This window comes from Psychrobacillus psychrodurans (assembly GCF_050209195.1).
Classification (GTDB): domain Bacteria; phylum Bacillota; class Bacilli; order Bacillales_A; family Planococcaceae; genus Psychrobacillus; species Psychrobacillus psychrodurans.
Genome location: NZ_CP189791.1, coordinates 2,451,105 through 2,468,708 on the forward strand (window position 1 = coordinate 2,451,105; position 17,604 = coordinate 2,468,708).

18 protein-coding genes, 1 tRNA gene and 1 pseudogene are annotated in these 17,604 nt (G+C 35.7%); all 20 read right to left on the reverse strand.

What is annotated here, in order from left to right; translation table 11 throughout:
- Positions 1–119: 119 nt before the first annotated feature.
- The 20 genes and pseudogenes from clpX to ACQCPR_RS11940 all read right to left on the reverse strand — a co-directional run bounded on the left by clpX (position 120) and on the right by ACQCPR_RS11940 (position 17,470).
- A complete protein-coding gene (gene clpX / locus ACQCPR_RS11845; RefSeq protein ID WP_090564093.1) occupies positions 120–1,388 on the reverse strand; it encodes an ATP-dependent protease ATP-binding subunit ClpX in 1,269 nt (422 codons plus the stop codon).
- A 169-nt stretch (positions 1,389–1,557) separates the two neighbouring features.
- The gene (tig, locus tag ACQCPR_RS11850) at positions 1,558–2,844 is read right to left on the reverse strand and encodes a trigger factor (RefSeq protein WP_340931095.1); all 1,287 of its coding nucleotides are present in this window, start codon (positions 2,842–2,844) and stop codon (positions 1,558–1,560) included.
- A 130-nt stretch (positions 2,845–2,974) separates the two neighbouring features.
- Complete coding sequence (locus ACQCPR_RS11855) at positions 2,975–3,973, reverse strand: hypothetical protein (RefSeq protein ID WP_427137119.1); 999 nt, start codon at positions 3,971–3,973, stop codon at positions 2,975–2,977.
- Between the two features lie 167 nt (positions 3,974–4,140).
- Positions 4,141–4,314: a hypothetical protein gene (locus ACQCPR_RS11860; protein WP_340930045.1), complete on the reverse strand. Its 174-nt coding sequence runs from the start codon at positions 4,312–4,314 to the stop codon at positions 4,141–4,143.
- 349 nt (positions 4,315–4,663) lie between these two features.
- The gene (locus tag ACQCPR_RS11865; RefSeq protein ID WP_340930046.1) at positions 4,664–5,221 is read right to left on the reverse strand and encodes an integrase; all 558 of its coding nucleotides are present in this window, start codon (positions 5,219–5,221) and stop codon (positions 4,664–4,666) included.
- A 176-nt stretch (positions 5,222–5,397) separates the two neighbouring features.
- Positions 5,398–5,577: pseudogene (locus ACQCPR_RS11870) on the reverse strand (KGG domain-containing protein); the annotation flags it as partial.
- A gap of 225 nt (positions 5,578–5,802) precedes the next feature.
- A complete protein-coding gene (locus ACQCPR_RS11875; protein WP_340930047.1) occupies positions 5,803–6,468 on the reverse strand; it encodes an HAD family hydrolase in 666 nt (221 codons plus the stop codon).
- A 204-nt stretch (positions 6,469–6,672) separates the two neighbouring features.
- Positions 6,673–8,139 (reverse strand): sodium:alanine symporter family protein, encoded by a 1,467-nt coding sequence (locus ACQCPR_RS11880; RefSeq protein ID WP_340930048.1) that lies wholly within the window; start codon positions 8,137–8,139, stop codon positions 6,673–6,675.
- A 37-nt stretch (positions 8,140–8,176) separates the two neighbouring features.
- Positions 8,177–9,772: an amidohydrolase gene (locus ACQCPR_RS11885; RefSeq protein ID WP_340930049.1), complete on the reverse strand. Its 1,596-nt coding sequence runs from the start codon at positions 9,770–9,772 to the stop codon at positions 8,177–8,179.
- Between the two features lie 485 nt (positions 9,773–10,257).
- Positions 10,258–10,407: a hypothetical protein gene (locus tag ACQCPR_RS11890; RefSeq protein WP_340930050.1), complete on the reverse strand. Its 150-nt coding sequence runs from the start codon at positions 10,405–10,407 to the stop codon at positions 10,258–10,260.
- Between the two features lie 227 nt (positions 10,408–10,634).
- Positions 10,635–10,708: transfer RNA gene (locus ACQCPR_RS11895), tRNA-Arg, on the reverse strand.
- 85 nt (positions 10,709–10,793) lie between these two features.
- Entirely contained in the window at positions 10,794–11,291 is a 498-nt protein-coding gene (locus tag ACQCPR_RS11900) for a metallophosphoesterase (protein WP_340930051.1), read from the reverse strand.
- 8 nt (positions 11,292–11,299) lie between these two features.
- On the reverse strand, positions 11,300–11,902 hold the full coding sequence (locus ACQCPR_RS11905; RefSeq protein WP_090564103.1) for an XTP/dITP diphosphatase: 603 nt from the start codon (positions 11,900–11,902) through the stop codon (positions 11,300–11,302).
- Positions 11,903–12,028: 126 nt separating this feature from the next.
- On the reverse strand, positions 12,029–12,826 hold the full coding sequence (gene racE / locus ACQCPR_RS11910) for a glutamate racemase (RefSeq protein WP_340930052.1): 798 nt from the start codon (positions 12,824–12,826) through the stop codon (positions 12,029–12,031).
- Positions 12,827–12,836: 10 nt separating this feature from the next.
- Positions 12,837–13,292, reverse strand: a complete 456-nt coding sequence (locus ACQCPR_RS11915) for a MarR family transcriptional regulator (RefSeq protein WP_340930053.1) — start codon at positions 13,290–13,292, stop codon at positions 12,837–12,839.
- Between the two features lie 78 nt (positions 13,293–13,370).
- A complete protein-coding gene (locus tag ACQCPR_RS11920) occupies positions 13,371–13,595 on the reverse strand; it encodes a helix-turn-helix domain-containing protein (protein WP_416235939.1) in 225 nt (74 codons plus the stop codon).
- Between the two features lie 61 nt (positions 13,596–13,656).
- A complete protein-coding gene (locus tag ACQCPR_RS11925) occupies positions 13,657–14,109 on the reverse strand; it encodes a thioesterase family protein (protein WP_340930055.1) in 453 nt (150 codons plus the stop codon).
- 163 nt (positions 14,110–14,272) lie between these two features.
- Positions 14,273–15,049 carry a succinate dehydrogenase iron-sulfur subunit gene (gene sdhB / locus ACQCPR_RS11930; RefSeq protein WP_090564113.1) on the reverse strand — a complete coding sequence of 259 codons (777 nt, stop codon included), beginning with the start codon at positions 15,047–15,049 and terminating at the stop codon, positions 14,273–14,275.
- 2 nt (positions 15,050–15,051) lie between these two features.
- Positions 15,052–16,809: a succinate dehydrogenase flavoprotein subunit gene (gene sdhA / locus ACQCPR_RS11935; protein ID WP_090564115.1), complete on the reverse strand. Its 1,758-nt coding sequence runs from the start codon at positions 16,807–16,809 to the stop codon at positions 15,052–15,054.
- A gap of 49 nt (positions 16,810–16,858) precedes the next feature.
- A complete protein-coding gene (locus ACQCPR_RS11940; RefSeq protein WP_090564117.1) occupies positions 16,859–17,470 on the reverse strand; it encodes a succinate dehydrogenase cytochrome b558 subunit in 612 nt (203 codons plus the stop codon).
- Positions 17,471–17,604: the final 134 nt, after the last annotated feature.

Below are 17,604 nucleotides of genomic sequence, written 5' to 3' on the forward strand. Positions count from 1 at the left end.
GTCCGAATAATTCATTAATAATGCTTCTTACAAAAAAAGTTCCTATTATGTTGAAAAAGCTGACATCCTTGCATGCGCTAAGCACGCGCAGATTGGAAGCCAGCTTTGTCAATGGCTAGTTAAGCCGATGTTTTTTCATTATCTTTTTCTAATTCTGTGCCATCCGCTAATAACAGTTTAGGTTTGGCTTTATCTGTAATAGATTCTTTAGTTATTACACATTCTACAATATCTTCTCTTGAAGGTAATTCAAACATTACATCAAGCATGATATTTTCGATGATAGAACGAAGACCACGAGCACCAGTTTTACGTTCTATCGCTTCTTTAGCAATAGCTTCTAAAGCACTATCTTCAAATGTTAACTTCACATTATCCAACTCAATCATTTTTTGATATTGCTTAGCAAGAGCATTTTTCGGCTCTGTCAGAATTTGAACTAGCGCATTTACGTCTAATTGCTCTAAGCTAGCAAGTACTGGTAAACGTCCGATGAATTCTGGTATCAAACCAAACTTCAATAAATCCTCAGGAATTAGTTGAGAAAGTACCGAACCTTCTGCAACTTCCACTTTGTTAGGATCAGCTCCGAAACCAATTACTTTTTCGCCTAAACGACGTTTAATGATTTGTTCAATACCATCAAAAGCTCCACCTACAACGAATAATATATTCGTTGTATCGATTTGTAAAAACTCTTGATGAGGATGCTTGCGACCACCTTGTGGAGGAACGCTTGCAACAGTACCTTCTAATATTTTTAGAAGTGCTTGTTGTACACCTTCACCAGAAACATCACGTGTAATAGATGGATTCTCAGATTTACGAGCAACTTTATCTATTTCGTCAATATAAATAATTCCTTTTTCAGCACGTTCGATATCATAGTCAGCCGATTGAATTAGTTTTAAAAGGATGTTCTCAACATCTTCCCCTACATATCCTGCTTCTGTTAACGATGTTGCATCTGCAATTGCAAATGGCACGTTTAGAATTCTTGCAAGTGTTTGTGCTAGTAATGTTTTACCACTACCAGTTGGGCCTATTAATACTATATTAGATTTAGCTAATTCTACTTCATCAATTACACTGTTGGAATTGATGCGTTTGTAATGGTTATAAACAGCAACTGCAAGTGATTTTTTTGCTCGTTCTTGACCAATTACATATTCATCTAAAATAGCTAAAATTTCTTTTGGTTTTGGAACTTCTTTAAATTCTACTTCTTCTTCAATTCCTAGCTCTTCTTCTACAATCTCAGAACAAAGGTCGATACATTCGTCACAAATATATACGCCTGGTCCTGCCACTAACTTACGAACTTGTTCTTGTGGCTTACCACAAAAAGAACATTTTAAATTCCCTTTTTCATCATTGAATTTGAACAAAATATTCACCCCTATTCAAGCAATTATGTTACAAGATTCTCATCAAGTAATCAAATAATACGTTTAAGTATGTTTTTTTAAAATAAAATGCTATGTATAAGATAGAACAAGGCACAGTTTTAAGTGCTGTACCTTGTTCTATTTGTATTAATAACGTATGGATTTGAAATTAAGAAATTTTAGCGTTATCTACTAAGAATTCAACTGTTTTTGCAAAGCGTAGATCGTTTGCAAGTACGTCAGTACTACCTAGTGCACGCTTAATATCTTCAATCGTCATATTGAATTGTGCACTCATTTTTTCTAGCTCTGCATTGATATCTTCTTCAGAAGCTTCGATGTTTTCTTGTTTAGCAATTGCTTCAAGAGTTAATGAAACTTTTACGCGATTGTTAGCATCTTCTGTCATTTGAGAGCGTAATGCTTCTTCATCTTGACCAGAGAATTGATAGTAAAGATCTAAGTTCATACCTTGTTGCTCTAAACGTTGACCAAATTCTTGTAGCATGCGGTCAGTTTCAGATGCGATCATTGCTTCAGGAATATCAATTGTTGCATTTTCAGCAGCAGCTTCAACTAATGTATCACGAAGTGTTTGAGCAGCTAATTGTTTTTTCTCTTCAGCAGTTACTTCTTTAAGTTTAGCACGTAAAGCGTCGATACCTTCTACTTCAGCATCTACTTCTTTAGCAAAGTCATCATTAAGTTCAGGTAGTTCTTTACCCTTAACTTCTTTAACAGTTACTTTAAAAGTTGCAGCTTTACCAGCTAATTCAGCAGCATGATACTCTTCTGGGAATGTTACTTCCACATCTTTAGCATCTCCAGTTTTTGAACCAACTAATTGTTCTTCAAAGCCTGGGATAAATGAATTAGAACCAATTTCCAATGGATAATCTGTTCCTGCTCCACCTTCAAATGCAACTTCGTCAACGAATCCTTCGAAGTCGATTACAGCAGTATCACCTTCAACGATTGCATCTTCTTTTACAACTAATTCAGCTAAACGATTTTGTTGGCTTTGTAGTTGCTCATCGATTTCTTTGTCAGTAACTGTTTCTTCTAATTTTGTTACTTCAAGACCTTTATAGTTACCTAGAGTTACTTCTGGTTTTACAACAACTTTAGCAGTGAAAACTAAAGGCTGTCCTTTTTCCATTGTTACTACATCGATTTCTGGTTGATCTACTGGGTCAATTCCAGCGTCTTCAACAGCATGACCATAAGCATGAGGAAGAATGATATCTAATGCATCTTGGAATAATGATTCTACTCCATACATTTTTTCGAACATTTGACGAGGCATTTTCCCTTTACGGAAACCTGGTACGTTAATTTGCTTAACTACTTTTTTAAACGCTTGATCTAACCCTTTTGCTACTTCTTCTGCAGTAACTTCTACAGTAAGTAAACCAGTATTACCTTCTTGTTTTTCCCATTTTACAGTCTGATCCATTGACATATATTCTACCTCCAAATAATAATTTACAATAATTTAGCAGCCTGCATACACTGATACAGAGCAGTTTTTCACTAATTATATTGACAACTTGTATATTATAGCATAGATGACTAGAGTTTCAACATTATTCACAACTCAAAACTTCTAATGATTCTTCTAGTACTATAAGCAATTTAAAGAACTCATCCGACTGCAATTCACTATTACCAAATAACACATCCACATATTCAATATATCTGTTAGCCACTATTTCATTAGTATATCCTACCCAGTCAAACGGAAACAAGGTATAAGCATGTCGATGAACAATTTCCAACGTCATTTGAAGCTTAGTTGGATCTTTTTCTAACGAGTTCTCAATATATCGTTTTATAGGTTCTACTCGATCAACTGCAGTATGTTCTGGTGGTGCTGTTGGAATAACTGTTTCTTTAAAACCAAATTTTTCAACGGTTACTTCATTGTTAACTCCAGCGGCGCCAAGAAGTAAAAGCGCAAGTGATTTAATAGTAGGGATTATGTCTGAGCTTTCTATTATAGTGATGATTTCCTTAGTTATATCCTTAATATCTGTTTGAAATGCCTCTTGTAATAACTGTTCTTGCCTACCATAAGGTAGTGTTTTAAAATTACAAAGCTCAAACAGTTCAGTATCAAAGTTAGTTTGCACGTCTTCATCAGTAGAATATGTAGTATCTGTTAACAGCTTGATGCTCAGTTCTTTTAACTGTTTAAAATTTTTCTTTTGTTGAAAAGTATATGTCGAATCTTTCATTAAGCCATTTAACACTTCGTTTAATTGTTTGTACTCCTTTAAATCAAGTAATATCGTCAAATACAATTCTATTACTTGCTCAAAAAAAGGGGATTTTTTTTCATAAAGAGTTTCACAAATTTTCTTCGCATCATTAGCCCTACCTGTTTCTAATAAAGAAAGGATATAAACACTTTGTACCATATCACTAAGTTCTTTATATTTATTTGCCTCATCTAAACAAGCGACTGCTTGTACAAAATTATTCTCTTCAGCGAATTTAAGCCCATTTTCTATATAATTTTCGACCATTCCTGGAAACAAAATGACGTTCTCATCCTTTAAAATTGGATGACCCTTTTTTTTCAATATAACTCGCCACCTTCAATAGCTTATCTATGTACTTTATTATATATACTATAGCATTTTTTCTGTGTACACAGATACAATCTGTGTTAGGAAATTTTAATACAACAAAAGAGATACGCCTAATCAGCAATAGATCAGGGGCATCTCTTTACATCTTATATAAATAATCATTGACGCAAGCCACCGTCTTCTTCTGTACTAATCGTATCTTCTTTGTAATTCCCATCTCCTCGTCGTTCCTTATCGTTTTCTTTTCTTTTCTCTATTTCTTCGATTTTACTTGGCTGCTCCTGTGTAGTGTTAGGATCTTTAGAGTATCGCTTTTCATTTTGGTAAGACATATTAATCTCTCCTCTTTTCGAAATTATATTTTGTGATAGTAATAAGGTTCCCTATCTTTACGGTTATAAACAATTTAAACTATCTTTTATAAGAAAACGAGGCTGGCACAGAAGTAGAAATTTTATTGGATAAGGAGAAAGCTTCACTAAATAATGGATATTTAATGAAATTGATTGGAATGGAGGGGCAACTCCTACGGGGATAGCGTGACGCCTGAGACTACAGGCTCAGTCCACGCCCGTGGAAAGCGTCCCTGGAATGGAAATCAATTTTGTGCACAGCAAAAAAACAGCATTTTTCTCACAGAGAAAAATGCTGTTTTGGGGTTCTTTCCCAGCCTCGTTTAAATTACGCAGTTTTTTCGTTTAGGTTTTCTAGCTGATTCTCGTATAATTTTAAATCCTCTAGATACAGTTTTTGATAAGATTCTAAGCTTAGTTTTTTTACTAAGCTAAAAGTAGATTGATGAACCAGGTTATATTTCTGGTTAACTTGTTCTGCATTAATCCAAGCTGTTTGTTCAAATGTAATATTCATTTCATGTTCCTCTATAAGCATAGCTAGCAAGGACCTATCATTATAGATTTCACTTAATATATATCTTTTTTTCGTCTGAAAAATTTCAATTGTGCGTTCCAAGGATTCAAGTAATGCAAGTCGATCCGCAGCGTGTCCTAGTTCGTGAATTGTTAACACTTTTATAAATGATTCTAACGAAATAGATGTGTGAGTTTCCTCCCATGAACTTAGTAAGCGTTCAAAATCCACCCCTATATAGTTGCCAATAAAGTTGTAACTCATGTTTACGCCAGAATGGTCTTGTCTTAATTCCAAATTCATCTTAACTGTATTCATAACAGATTTGATAATTTCTTCAATATATTCATTAGTGTATCTACTCAACATTTAGTTTTTTTACTGCTCCTTACTATCTTAGGTTTTACTACTTCAACAAGATACACTATAGGATAATAGGAATATGATTTCAATTGAAAAGTTTCAGGAAAATAAAAAGATGCACAAAGCCACCTTGACTTTGTGCATCTTTTTAATTGCTATTTAGTTTTTTGGCATTTTAGGTTTTAACTATTGATCGAGTTATAATCGTCTTCGTTTCTCTTTTTGTCTTGTCCATCAGTTTCTTCCTGATTCTTTTTGTCAAAGTCATTTTGTTTGTTCCGAGCTTCTCCGCCCTTACGACCTATTTCTTCATAAAACTCATTTTCATGATTATTGGAGGTTGCTTCCCCGCCGTTACGTCCCGCTTCATTGACTGACTGATTTGGATTGTTGTTTCTGCTGCGATTGTCCTGGTTGTTTGGCATTCTAATAATTCCTCCTTTAATTTTTTTGAGCTTCATAGGCTCACTATCTAGTTTCCCGGTTGTAAACGAAATAAACATAAAATTAATTTTACTAAAAAAAAGAGCTTGGAGAATTATCCAAACCCTTTTTACTATATCCCCTTTTGAAGGGGTGTCATACATTTATTTACAGAATAATAATTGATTGAATTGTTCTACTGTATCGAAGTAATATTTAGACTCCTTTTTCATTTGGTCCTTGATTTCAGGAATTATGTGAGACCACCCAGCTGCCGCAAAATCTACATTACAACTTTTTGCCATCTCCATCCCAGGTTTAAGGTCATCTAACATTAATACCTCAGTTTCTTGAAGATTAAAGCGCTTCAAAATTTCCTTTATAGGATAAGGATGTGGTTTTCTTTGATGTTCAGGAAGTTCCCACCCAAAGGTTGCATCTGGCACAAATCCACAATGAATAGAATAATCTCTTTCAATTCTATTTCTCTCAGAATGAGAAACAACCGTCACAATACCACCTTGTTTTTTAAATTCTTGAATTGTCTCCGCAAAAAGTTCATAAAAATCTGGCACAGTTGATTGGGTATATTTTTTCCATACCACTTGCTGATGTTCTTGCTCTTCCTCTGTGAATTTAATAATGTCTTTACATAAAGAAGAAAAACCTGGATTGAAACAGTACCTAACGAACTCATCAAGTGTAATAGCCTTCTCATTTGGTCGTACATTTGTAAGGGCTTCAACAAATGATGGATAATGTATTCCAGGTGTACTTTTTACGGCAGTATCATCGTGATCTAAGATTAAACATTTATATTTTAAAGCCATAATACCCTCCTATAAGCTCTTCATAGCCTCTTGTTTAAGTTAATGATTACACAGTGTCATATTTATTCTAACATAAATACCTAGTGCAAAATTATAGAGGCAACCCATTTTCACAATATTAAACGATTACTCAACCTTTCACATTAACTGAGCCAAGAAAAAGACAAACCGATATTCAACGATTTGTCTTTGTCTTTTATATAACTATTTACTACTTTCTTTTTTCACTTTATCCTCGTAAAACACACTAAAATTAGGATCAACAATTCCTATATTTAAGTATCTGGCTTTGTAGTCTCGAAGAAGTTCGAAGAATTTTTTGCTTAAGAACAAAATAACTAATAGGTTAACAAATGTGGGGATTGCTGTCGTTATATCTGCAAAATACCAAACTGCTTTTCCTGGCATATCATTCATTACCGCGTAGATTACCATTAATGAACCCGGAATTGGATATAGCCATTTGAACAGCGTTAATATTTTAAACTTTAATGCAAGTTTTTTTTCATTATTAAATACATGTCTTAACAATATTTCATAATACGTGTACCAGCCTGTAGAAGTTGTTAGTCCGAATAAGAATATCGAGATCGTAATAATACTTCTACCAAACTCACCAATTCCGATTTCAAATGCAGACAATGTTAGAGCCGCACCATCCAAACCTGAAGACCATGCGCCTGTTATGATAATAGTAAATGCAGTGATAGAACATACGATAATCGTATCTGCGAATACCTCCATCGCTCCCCACATTCCTTGCTTCACAGGGTGGGCAGTCTTTGCAGTAGAATGTATCATTGGAGAAGTCCCCCAACCAGCCTCATTACTATAAACTGCACGAGCAACTCCCATACGAATCACCTGAGCAATTGCCGCTCCTGTGAATCCACCAACTGCTGCCATTCCTGAAAAAGCACTATCAAATATTAAAGAAAAGACAGGAATGATTTCGGAATAATTTTTAAAAATGATAAATAGGCCTGCAATCACATAGAACAAACACATAAAAGGAACTAACAAAGAAGCAATCTCACCTATCCGTTTGATACCACCATAGATAATAATATAAATAATAGTCAAATAAATAAATGAGGCAGGAATCATTCCAATATCAAACGTAGAGCTAACTGCTTCTGAAATTGTATAGTTTTGAAGTGTGATGAAAAATGTAGTAAAAATACCTAAGCCGAATAATATTGCTGGTACCTTCCAATACTTGAATTTCTTTTCCTCTCCAAGCCCTTTTTCCATATAATAAGTAGGTCCGCCATATGGGTTACCCTTTTCATCCGTATTTCGGTAATACACAGATAAGGTTACTTCTACTGTTTTCGTGATCATACCAAGTAGAGCGGTGATCCACATCCAAAATACCGCTCCAGGTCCTCCAATTGCTATTGCCGTTGCAACACCACCAATATTTCCTACCCCTACACTTCCACCAATGGCAGTAGCCACAGCTTGAAATGGTGTTAATATACCTTTTGCATCTTCCGTTTTATCTTTTTTACCAAACATCTTCCCGAATGTTTCTTTAAAAATATGCGGTAAATAACTAAACTGAAAAAGTTTACTTCCAATTGTAAAATATATTCCTACAAAAAGAACAGTAAAAATTAGTGGTAATCCCCATAACCAACCAACAATCGTTTCCAGTATTGTATCCAAAAAAATAACTCCTCTCCGTTTTCTGATTCTTGAGTCTCTATCTTTGGTATCTTATTTCTCCTCCAATTACGGTCATTTCCGTTTCGGTTGTCAATAATTCATCGGGATTTTCCATGCGAAAAGGGTCATGAGATAAAACGGTCATATCTCCCAACTTACCTCGTTCTAATGTTCCCTTTAAGTTCTCCTCATTGGTTGCATAGGCACCCCCCACTGTGAATAAGTGAAAAGCTTCATACATAGATAATTTTTCCTGCGCATTATATCCAGCATGGGTTTCTCCAGCCTTCCTTCTTGTTACAGCTGCATGAATACCTAATAAAGGATTTAGCGATTCAATAGGAGCATCAGAGCTTCCTGCACTTATTACACCTTTATCTAGGAGACTTTTAAAAGGATACGCAAAACCTGCTCTTTGTTTTCCGAGTCTATCCTCAATCCAAGGATAATCACTAGAAACAAATTTAGGCTGCAGATCAACTATTCGATGAGGACTTTTTAGTCTTTGGATTAAATGTTCATTTAATATTGAAACATGAATGAGCCTATCACGATATTTGGTAGGTTTAAATTGATCTAGAATATCAAGAACATCAATAAGTGCTTGGTCTCCAATTGTATGTATTGCTACTGGCATATCTTGCAGTCTAATGTTACGTATTAGTTGGAATAAGACCTCTTTATCGTACATCGCATTTCCAACATTGTTCGGATCATCCTGATAAGGCTCCGATAAATGAGCTGTTCTCCCACCTAGCGCACCATCAGCAAATAATTTTATAGCTCCTATTCTAACGTTATCATTTCCATATCCTGTGCTCATTTCGGTGTTCTTCATTTCCTCTAAATAATCATAATCTATTAACAGATTACTACGAGGTCCAACTCGATCACGATTGATAAGTTCATCAAATAACCTATATGTCTGTGACGCACCTCCAAGATAATTCGGATCATTAGTGTGAATACTTGTTAAACCTAAACTAGTAGCTTGTTCCAAGCCCGATTTCAATGCACTTTTTAATTGGTCATAGCTTTTTTCTGGAATATGCTTTGAAATGATTGTTGATGCCGTTTCTAACAATAAGCCATTAGGTTTTCTCGTACTAGGATCTAGAACGATTGTTCCACCATAGGGAATGTTCATATCTGAGTGGTAACCACATATTTTTAGAGCGATGCTATTGACCAAAAAAGCATGTCCACAAATTCGAGGTAAAAAAAGTGGCGTATTCAACGAAACTTTATCTAGCTCTTCAATAGATGGAATTCTTCTATTTGGAAAAACATTTTCATCCCAACCCCTACCTAAAATCCATTCACCCGGTTTCATATTAACTGCCCATTTCTCGATAGAATCCAATAATTCATCTGTAGTTTTTAAATTAGTGAGATCCAGTTCTTGAGAATTGATACCAACACTCGAAATATGCAAATGACTATCTATTAAGCCGGGCACAACAGTCCTACCTCCCAAATCGATAATTTTAGCTCCATCTCTCCCCCATTGTAGTTGAATCTCCTCATTCGACCCCATATCAACGATTCGTTCATTATTCATATAGATGGATTGCACAATAGGTTCCTTCGGATTCATCGTGTATATCTGACCATTTATAAAAATAGTTTTCATATTCTTCCCCTCCCTCTTAGTTATATTTATTATAAAATAAGCTATTCATAAATTAAATATAATTTTTAGATATATCTTAATATTCCGTCTTTTCAAAAGAGTATATGAAGTCTAGAAAAAATGTAGAACAAGTCGATACTATAGACTTTGGAAACGTATAATAAACGCAAAAAACACTAAGAAAGTTTTTATGGAGAATTTGTTTGTCTACTCTTTCAAAAACTATAAAGGTTACCGTCAAGGACAATCCCTTCCACGAAAGGGAGAAATCATAGGAATTCAAAAGCTTAACTCTTTTTCTCTTTTGAGGCTCACTTTAAATATTCTTTTAGTAATATAAAAATCATACTTAATAAAAATAGAAAGGAGCCCTTAGACAAAGGACTCCTAGAATTTGCTGAATAAAGTACGTTCAAAAAGATTTTCCGTTCACAATTGTTTTGCTCACTTTTAGCAGATGAACGACTTGTATATTTTCTTTCATATTATTTATCTGTTTGTTCTTGCTTCTTATTCAAATACTCGACACGTATTTTTTCAAGTTGCTGCTTTTTATCAAATTTGGCAGGCTTATGTTTTTCATGATACTTTGCCACAGTTTGCTTACCTTTGGTATCCAATTGATATTTTCCCACTTTGTTCACCTACTTTTCTTTCCTTAAAGAGAATCTATCCAACAAATATAATATACCTTATTTTACTGTAGTAAACAAAAATCCTCCATTCGATTGATTTGGAAGATAATATCGGTAATATATTCACTTAACTTCAAGGGTAATAAAAAAGGGATTCTGCATTGATGACCGAAGCCCCAACCGAATCCCTTTTCTCACAAAGAGTTAATGTATGTATTTATTTAGTATGTCCCAGGAGGGATTCGAACCCCCGACCGACGCCTTAGAAGGGCGTTGCTCTATCCAGCTGAGCTACTGAGACAAGTACTCCCCCACCTAAACTGATAGGAAAGACAAGATTTATTATATAATGATAATGAAGTTAAGTCAACACTATTTCTAAAAATTTATAAAGTTACTTTTTCAAGCATTATATGTTCAGCGGAATAAAAAGAAACTGTCCAGGAATTACCGATATTTTCAGCTATTGCGTAGCTTTTTTCTTTACGTCCTCGAGGTTGCTGTAGGCTACCAGGATTGATAAATAAAATACCTTCTTGCATTTCTGCTCCTAATAAATGCGAATGACCAAAGCATATTACTGAGGCTTGTACCTCCTGCGCTCGATAATAAAGGGGCATTAATGTCGATTTTACATTATATTTATGACCATGAACTACAAGTACTTTTAAATCCTGGACAGTAAAAAGTTCCTCTAGAGGAAACCGATCATCCATATCGCAATTTCCACGAACAACACGGATAGGAGTATTATAGAAGTAACTTGCATTTAACTCACTATCTCCACAATGTATAATCGCGTCCACTTCCTGTTGATGTTGTTCAATAACTTGTTCCATTAAGTTAGTTGCACTATGCGTATCACTCATTATTAGTAACTTCATTACCTCACCTATCCTTCAGAAATTATTTCTTTTAGGCCCAATGAAAGTTTTTTTATAGCGTTGCCACGATGAGATATGGCTCCCTTTTGCTCAGCTGTTAGTTCTGCCATCATTTTTTGTTCAGATGGAACATAAAAAATTGGGTCGTATCCAAATCCATTCGTCCCTTTTCTTTCAGTCCCAATTACCCCTTCACACGTCCCTCTAACCGTGAAAGGTTCTTTGTTTGGGGATGCCACGGCAATTGCACATACGAACCTTGCCGTTTTTTCCGATTCTTTGATGCCTTCAAGCTCTTTTAATACCTTATCTATATTGTCCTCATCATTTTTCTCTTCACCTGCATAACGGGCAGAAAAGATGCCTGGGCGTCCACCAAGTGCATCAACCTCTAAACCACTATCATCTGCAATAACCATCGTTTGTAAATGGTTTGCTAGGGAAGTAGCTTTTAGTAATGCATTTTCTTCAAAGCTTGAGCCCGTTTCTTCTATATCCATTTCTTCTGCGACATCATGGAGTGTTTTCACTTCATATCCTAAAGGGTTAAACAAAGCTTCAAAGTCTTTGGCTTTTCCTTTATTTTTAGTAGCAATAATAATCTGTTTCATTTTATATCTCGTCCTTTTTCTTTTATTTTTAAAAGCCAGCTAACCAAACTGGTTAGCAGCTCCTTTTAATGTTCCCCCGCAAGCAAAAGAAGACCCCGCTATTCGAGGATTCTCAAGCTAACAGGGTCATTTAAATGAAATTGTTCGAACATCTGCACTTGGTATTTCCAACCATTTCTCTACGATTGTTTTAAATATAGGTACAGAGCCGGTCGTAAAAAATATTGGTGTTTCTTTATGTTTAATCGGATTATTTAGTTCATGGTAGTTTAAATATTCTTTTACATCATGAGCAGTTTCTTCAGCGGAAGAAAGTACTTTTACATGATTCCCAACTGCCTCTTCAATATGCTTTTGCAAAAGTGGATAATGCGTACAGCCTAAAATAACGGTATCAAATTGCTCTCTCTTAAGTGGCGCTAATTTTTCCATCACCATATTTCGAGCAAATTCGCCTTCGTATTCATTACTTTCTACAAGTGGTACGAACGTGGGGCATGCCAAAGGAATTACTTTACTAGACGTATTTAAAGAAGCAATAGCTTTCTCATACGCACCACTTTTAATAGTACCGCTTGTACCTAGCACTACTATTTCATTACTTTTTGTTGCTTTAATCGCCGCTCGGGCACCCGGGAAAATTACTCCTATAACCGGAAAGGGCATCTTATTACTTAAAGAATTAAGTGCCACTGCTGTTGCTGTATTACACGCAATTACAAGCATTTTGATATTCATTTTTGCCAAAGCATTAGCCAATTGCCAGGTAAATTTCCGTACCTCTTCGCTAGTTCTAGGACCGTACGGGCATCTGGCTGTGTCGCCAATGTAAATTATTTTTTCATTCGGTAGTAATTGCATAATTTCTTTCGCAACTGTTAACCCACCTACTCCAGAGTCTATAACACCAATTGGGGCATTCACGTCTAATTCCTCAGTTCTTCATCTCTTGATGTAGTTTTTCTAATAATATAGATAAATTAGCTACTTCAACTTGATCGAAATGTTGAAGTACATCCTCTAAATATTGCTGTCGTTTGTCGATAACCTCTTCTATAATTCGTGCGCCCTCTTCTAACAAATGTATACGAACAACACGACGGTCTTGTTCATCCCTTATACGCTTTACAAGGTCACTTTTTTCCATACGATCAATTAAATCCGTCGTTGTACTAAAAGCTAAATACATTTTATTGGATAAATCTCCGATAGTCATATCACCCAGTTCTAGTAGCCATTGAAGTGCTACAAACTGTGGAGGTGTAATAGTGTAGGTACTTAAAATTTGTCGACCTTTTTGTTTAATGATTCCAGATATATGTCGAAGCTCTTTTTCTAAAAAAGCGACTTGATCCTTATCTAATATTGTCTTATTTATATCCTCTGCCATCTATTCCTTCACTCCTCAAAACAATAACCTACTTTCTATTATTGTGACGTGTTATGAGGAAAATGGCAAGGATTCATATCAATTCAGCGATAGTTCACCTAATCGTAATAGTTCTACAATCGCTTGTGACCTACCCGAAACTCCTAATTTTTGTATTGTATTTGAAATATGGTTCCTAACTGTTTTCTCACTTATCGATAACAATGCTGAAATTTCCTTTGTAGAATTATCTTCTACTAATAACTGAAAGATTTGACGTTCTCTATTAGTCAAAATCGAACGATGCTGATTATTGTCGTACAATGCCATAGCCCCCTATCCACTCTCCTACTAACGTATGTAGCACAGGGATGGTAGGTGACGGCTAGTTAATACTCTTTTGAAAAACTTCTTTTTCCTCGTCAGACCATTTTGCAGCACGACCAGTTTTCTTATCAATTTGAACAATGGATCCACGGCCAGTAAAGACAATTTCACTTTTTTCGTTCTTTGCCATGTAATGTATATCCACAGAGGATGAGCCAATAGAATTTGCTTTTACATATATGCGAAGCTTCTCATCAAAGAATACTTGTTTTCCATAATCACATTGCAAATCAGCAACAACCGGAATTTTTTCTCCCTTTGGATTTAGCCAGTCATTCATGAGTTGAATATGCTTGAAGTATTCAATTCGTGCATACTCAAAATAAGCAAATGTAACCGTATTATTCAAATGTCCATACATATCCGTTTCTGAAAATCGTACACTAACCTCTGAATAAAACTGGAAATCCTGTTCCCATATCGCAATATCTTCTATGTATTTAGCCTTCATAATTAAAACTCCCCCTAAAATGAATGAATATTCATTTATTGTAACAGAGAAAGAAAAAATCTGCATAGAATAATAATATTCTACACAGATTTTCTTATAGCATTTATTATCAAGCTTCAGCTCAAAGCTTGTTGCAACATACCAATATGCTTACGCATTTCTATTAATCAACCATACGGTCGCTTCCAAAGAAGTCTTTGAACATTTGAACAGTAGTGTCACGATTCAATGCAGCGATAGAAGTTGTAAGTGGAATTCCTTTTGGACAAGCAACAACACAGTTTTGTGCGTTACCACAGTTTGCAAGGCCACCGTCTCCCATAATTGTATTTAAACGCTCATCCTTATTCATAGAACCTGTTGGATGTGCATTAAATAAACGTACTTGTGAAAGTGGTGCTGGTCCCATAAAGTTAGAACCACTGTTTACATTTGGACATGCTTCAAGACATACACCACAAGTCATACACTTAGAAAGTTCATATGCCCATTGACGTTTACGTTCTGGCATACGAGGACCTTCACCAAGATCATATGATCCATCGATAGGAACCCATGCTTTTACTTTTTTCAAAGAATCAAACATGCGTGTACGGTCTACTTGAAGATCACGTACAACCGGGAATGTTTTCATTGGTGCCAATCTGATTGGCTGTGTCAATTGATCGATCAAAGCCGAACAAGATTGACGCGGACGACCATTGATAACCATTGAACAAGCTCCACATACTTCCTCTAAACAGTTCATATCCCAAGTTACAGGAGTTGTAGCTTGGCCATCCACATTTACCGGGTTTTGACGTATTTCCATCAAAGCAGAAATAACGTTCATATTTGGTCGATAATTTACTTCGAATTTTTCCCAAAATGGTTCTGATTCAGGTGTATTTTGACGTAGTATTTCAAACTGTACTTTTTTTGTTTCAGTTGCTGTTACCATTATTAATTGTCCCCTTTCGCAGAATAATCGCGTTTACGAGGTGGAATAATAGAAATATCTACTTCTTCATAATGTAAAACTGGAGCCCCTGTAGCTGGATCAAACTTCGCCATAGTAGTTTTCAAGAACTCTTCATCATTACGTTCTGGGAAGTCTGGTTTATAATGCGCTCCACGGCTTTCATTACGATTAAGCGCACCTAAAGTTATAACGCGTGCTAAATATAACATATTTTTCAACTGACGTGTAAATGATGCGCCTTGGTTAGACCATTGTTGTGTGTCATCCATGTTAATATTTTCATAACGCTCTAAAAGCTCTTGGATTTTCTTATCAGTTGCTTCTAGTTTGTCATTATAACGAACAACAGTTACGTTATCAGTCATCCATTCACCAAGTTCTTTATGAATTAAGTACGCATTTTCCGTACCTTTCATAGACATCACTTTGTCCCATTTCTCTTGTTCCAGTTTTAGTTCAGCTTCAAATATAGAATCGTCCATATCAACAGCATGAGTTTTAAGATGACTCATGTACTTAACTGCATTTGGTCCTGCAACACTTCCGCCGAAAACAGCAGAAAGTAATGAGTTTGCTCCTAAACGGTTAGCTCCATGCTGTGAAAAATCACATTCCCCAGCAGCAAATAACCCAGGAATATTCGTCATTTGATCATCGTCTACCCATAGACCACCCATTGAATAATGAACTGCTGGGAAAATTTTCATAGGAACTTTACGAGGGTCATCACCAGTGAATTTCTCGTAAATTTCAATAATACCACCAAGTTTAACGTCTAGTTCATGCGGATCTTTATGAGAAAGATCTAGATAAACCATGTTTTCTCCATTGATACCAAGTTTTTGGTTAACACATACATCGAATATTTCACGTGTTGCAATATCACGTGGAACTAAGTTTCCGTATGCCGGATATTTTTCTTCTAGGAAATACCAAGGTTTACCGTCTTTGTATGTCCAAATACGTCCACCCTCACCACGTGCTGATTCAGACATTAATCGTAATTTATCGTCACCAGGGATCGCTGTCGGATGAATTTGAATAAATTCTCCATTTGCATAATAAGCACCTTGTTGATACACGATAGATGCAGCAGAACCAGTGTTAATGATAGAGTTAGTAGTTTTACCGAAAATAATTCCAGGACCACCAGTAGCCATAATAACCGCATCTCCGCGGAATGCACGAATTTCCATCGTTAGAAGGTTTTGTGCTTTAATACCACGACATACGCCTTCGTTATCTTTAATTATTCCAAGGAATTCCCATCCTTCGAATTTAGTTACTAATCCATCTACTTCAAAACGACGAACTTGCTCGTCCAATGCATATAGTAATTGTTGGCCAGTTGTTGCACCTGCAAATGCTGTACGGTGCATCATTGTACCACCAAAACGACGGAAATCTAATAATCCTTCAGGTGTACGGTTGAACATAACACCCATTCGGTCAAACAAGCTAATAATTCCAGGTGCAGCATCTGTCATTGCCTTAACTGGTTTTTGGTTTGCAAGGAAGTCTCCTCCATAAATAGTATCATCTAAATGTACTGTTGGAGAATCTCCTTCACCTTTTGTATTTACAGCTCCGTTAATACCGCCTTGTGCACAAACAGAGTGCGAACGTTTAACAGGTACTATTGAAAATAGATCTACATGCGTGCCATCCTCGGCAGCTTTCATTGTTGCCATTAGGCCAGCTAATCCACCGCCGACAACAATCAGTTTACTTTTTGCCATGCTATTCTCACTCCTCGATTTAATAGTAGTTGAACGTCTTTACAGTTTCTTAAACGAATGCTAGAAGAGCTTGTACGCCAACTACAGATAACGCTAAGAAGATAATTAATGTTACATATGTTGCAATTTGTTGTGATCTTGCAGATTGTGTAATACCCCAGCTAACTAGGAATGACCAAATACCGTTAGCTAAATGGAATGTAGCAGAGATTACACCTACGATATAGAAACCTAACATCCACGGATTAGATAAGATCTCTTCCATCATGTTAAAGTTAACTTCTTTTGCTCCAATAGCAGCTTGGAAACGTGTTTCAAAAACATGCCATGCGATAAATACTACAAGGAAAATTCCAGTAAAACGTTGTAAAATAAATAAATAGTTTCTTAATGTACCAAAGTTTTTCGGATTATTTTTTGCAGTGAATGCAATATAAATTCCGTAAAATGCATGGAACATTAATGGAAGATAAATTACGAAGATTTCTAACATTAATCGAAATGGTAGACTCTCCATGAAGTGAGATGCACTATTAAATGCTTCTTCGCCTCTTGTAGCAAAATGGTTTACTACTAAATGCTGCGCTAAAAACAGACCTACTGGAATAATACCTAGTAAGGAATGCAGTCGACGCCAATAAAATTCGCGCTCATTCGACAAAACAATTACCCCCTCAAATTTCCGACCGAAAGGAATGAAAACTATCGCAAAAAAACAATTGTGATCAAAACTTTCACATCATCATGTTACGTATTTATGACATATCCATTGTACTCTCATCATTTTAGAGCGTC

Bases quoted from the DNA above. Each gene is read 5' to 3' on its own strand.
- tig (WP_340931095.1), bottom strand. From the start codon at position 2,844: ATGGATCAGACTGTAAAATGGGAAAAACAAGAAGGTAATACTGGTTTA.
- ACQCPR_RS11860 (WP_340930045.1), bottom strand. From the start codon at position 4,314: ATGTCTTACCAAAATGAAAAGCGATACTCTAAAGATCCTAACACTACA.
- ACQCPR_RS11865 (WP_340930046.1), bottom strand. From the start codon at position 5,221: ATGTTGAGTAGATACACTAATGAATATATTGAAGAAATTATCAAATCT.
- ACQCPR_RS11875 (WP_340930047.1), bottom strand. From the start codon at position 6,468: ATGGCTTTAAAATATAAATGTTTAATCTTAGATCACGATGATACTGCC.
- ACQCPR_RS11885 (WP_340930049.1), bottom strand. From the start codon at position 9,772: ATGAAAACTATTTTTATAAATGGTCAGATATACACGATGAATCCGAAG.
- ACQCPR_RS11900 (WP_340930051.1), bottom strand. From the start codon at position 11,291: ATGAAGTTACTAATAATGAGTGATACGCATAGTGCAACTAACTTAATG.
- ACQCPR_RS11905 (WP_090564103.1), bottom strand. From the start codon at position 11,902: ATGAAACAGATTATTATTGCTACTAAAAATAAAGGAAAAGCCAAAGAC.
- ACQCPR_RS11915 (WP_340930053.1), bottom strand. From the start codon at position 13,292: ATGGCAGAGGATATAAATAAGACAATATTAGATAAGGATCAAGTCGCT.
- ACQCPR_RS11925 (WP_340930055.1), bottom strand. From the start codon at position 14,109: ATGAAGGCTAAATACATAGAAGATATTGCGATATGGGAACAGGATTTC.
- sdhB (WP_090564113.1), bottom strand. From the start codon at position 15,049: ATGGTAACAGCAACTGAAACAAAAAAAGTACAGTTTGAAATACTACGT.
- sdhA (WP_090564115.1), bottom strand. From the start codon at position 16,809: ATGGCAAAAAGTAAACTGATTGTTGTCGGCGGTGGATTAGCTGGCCTA.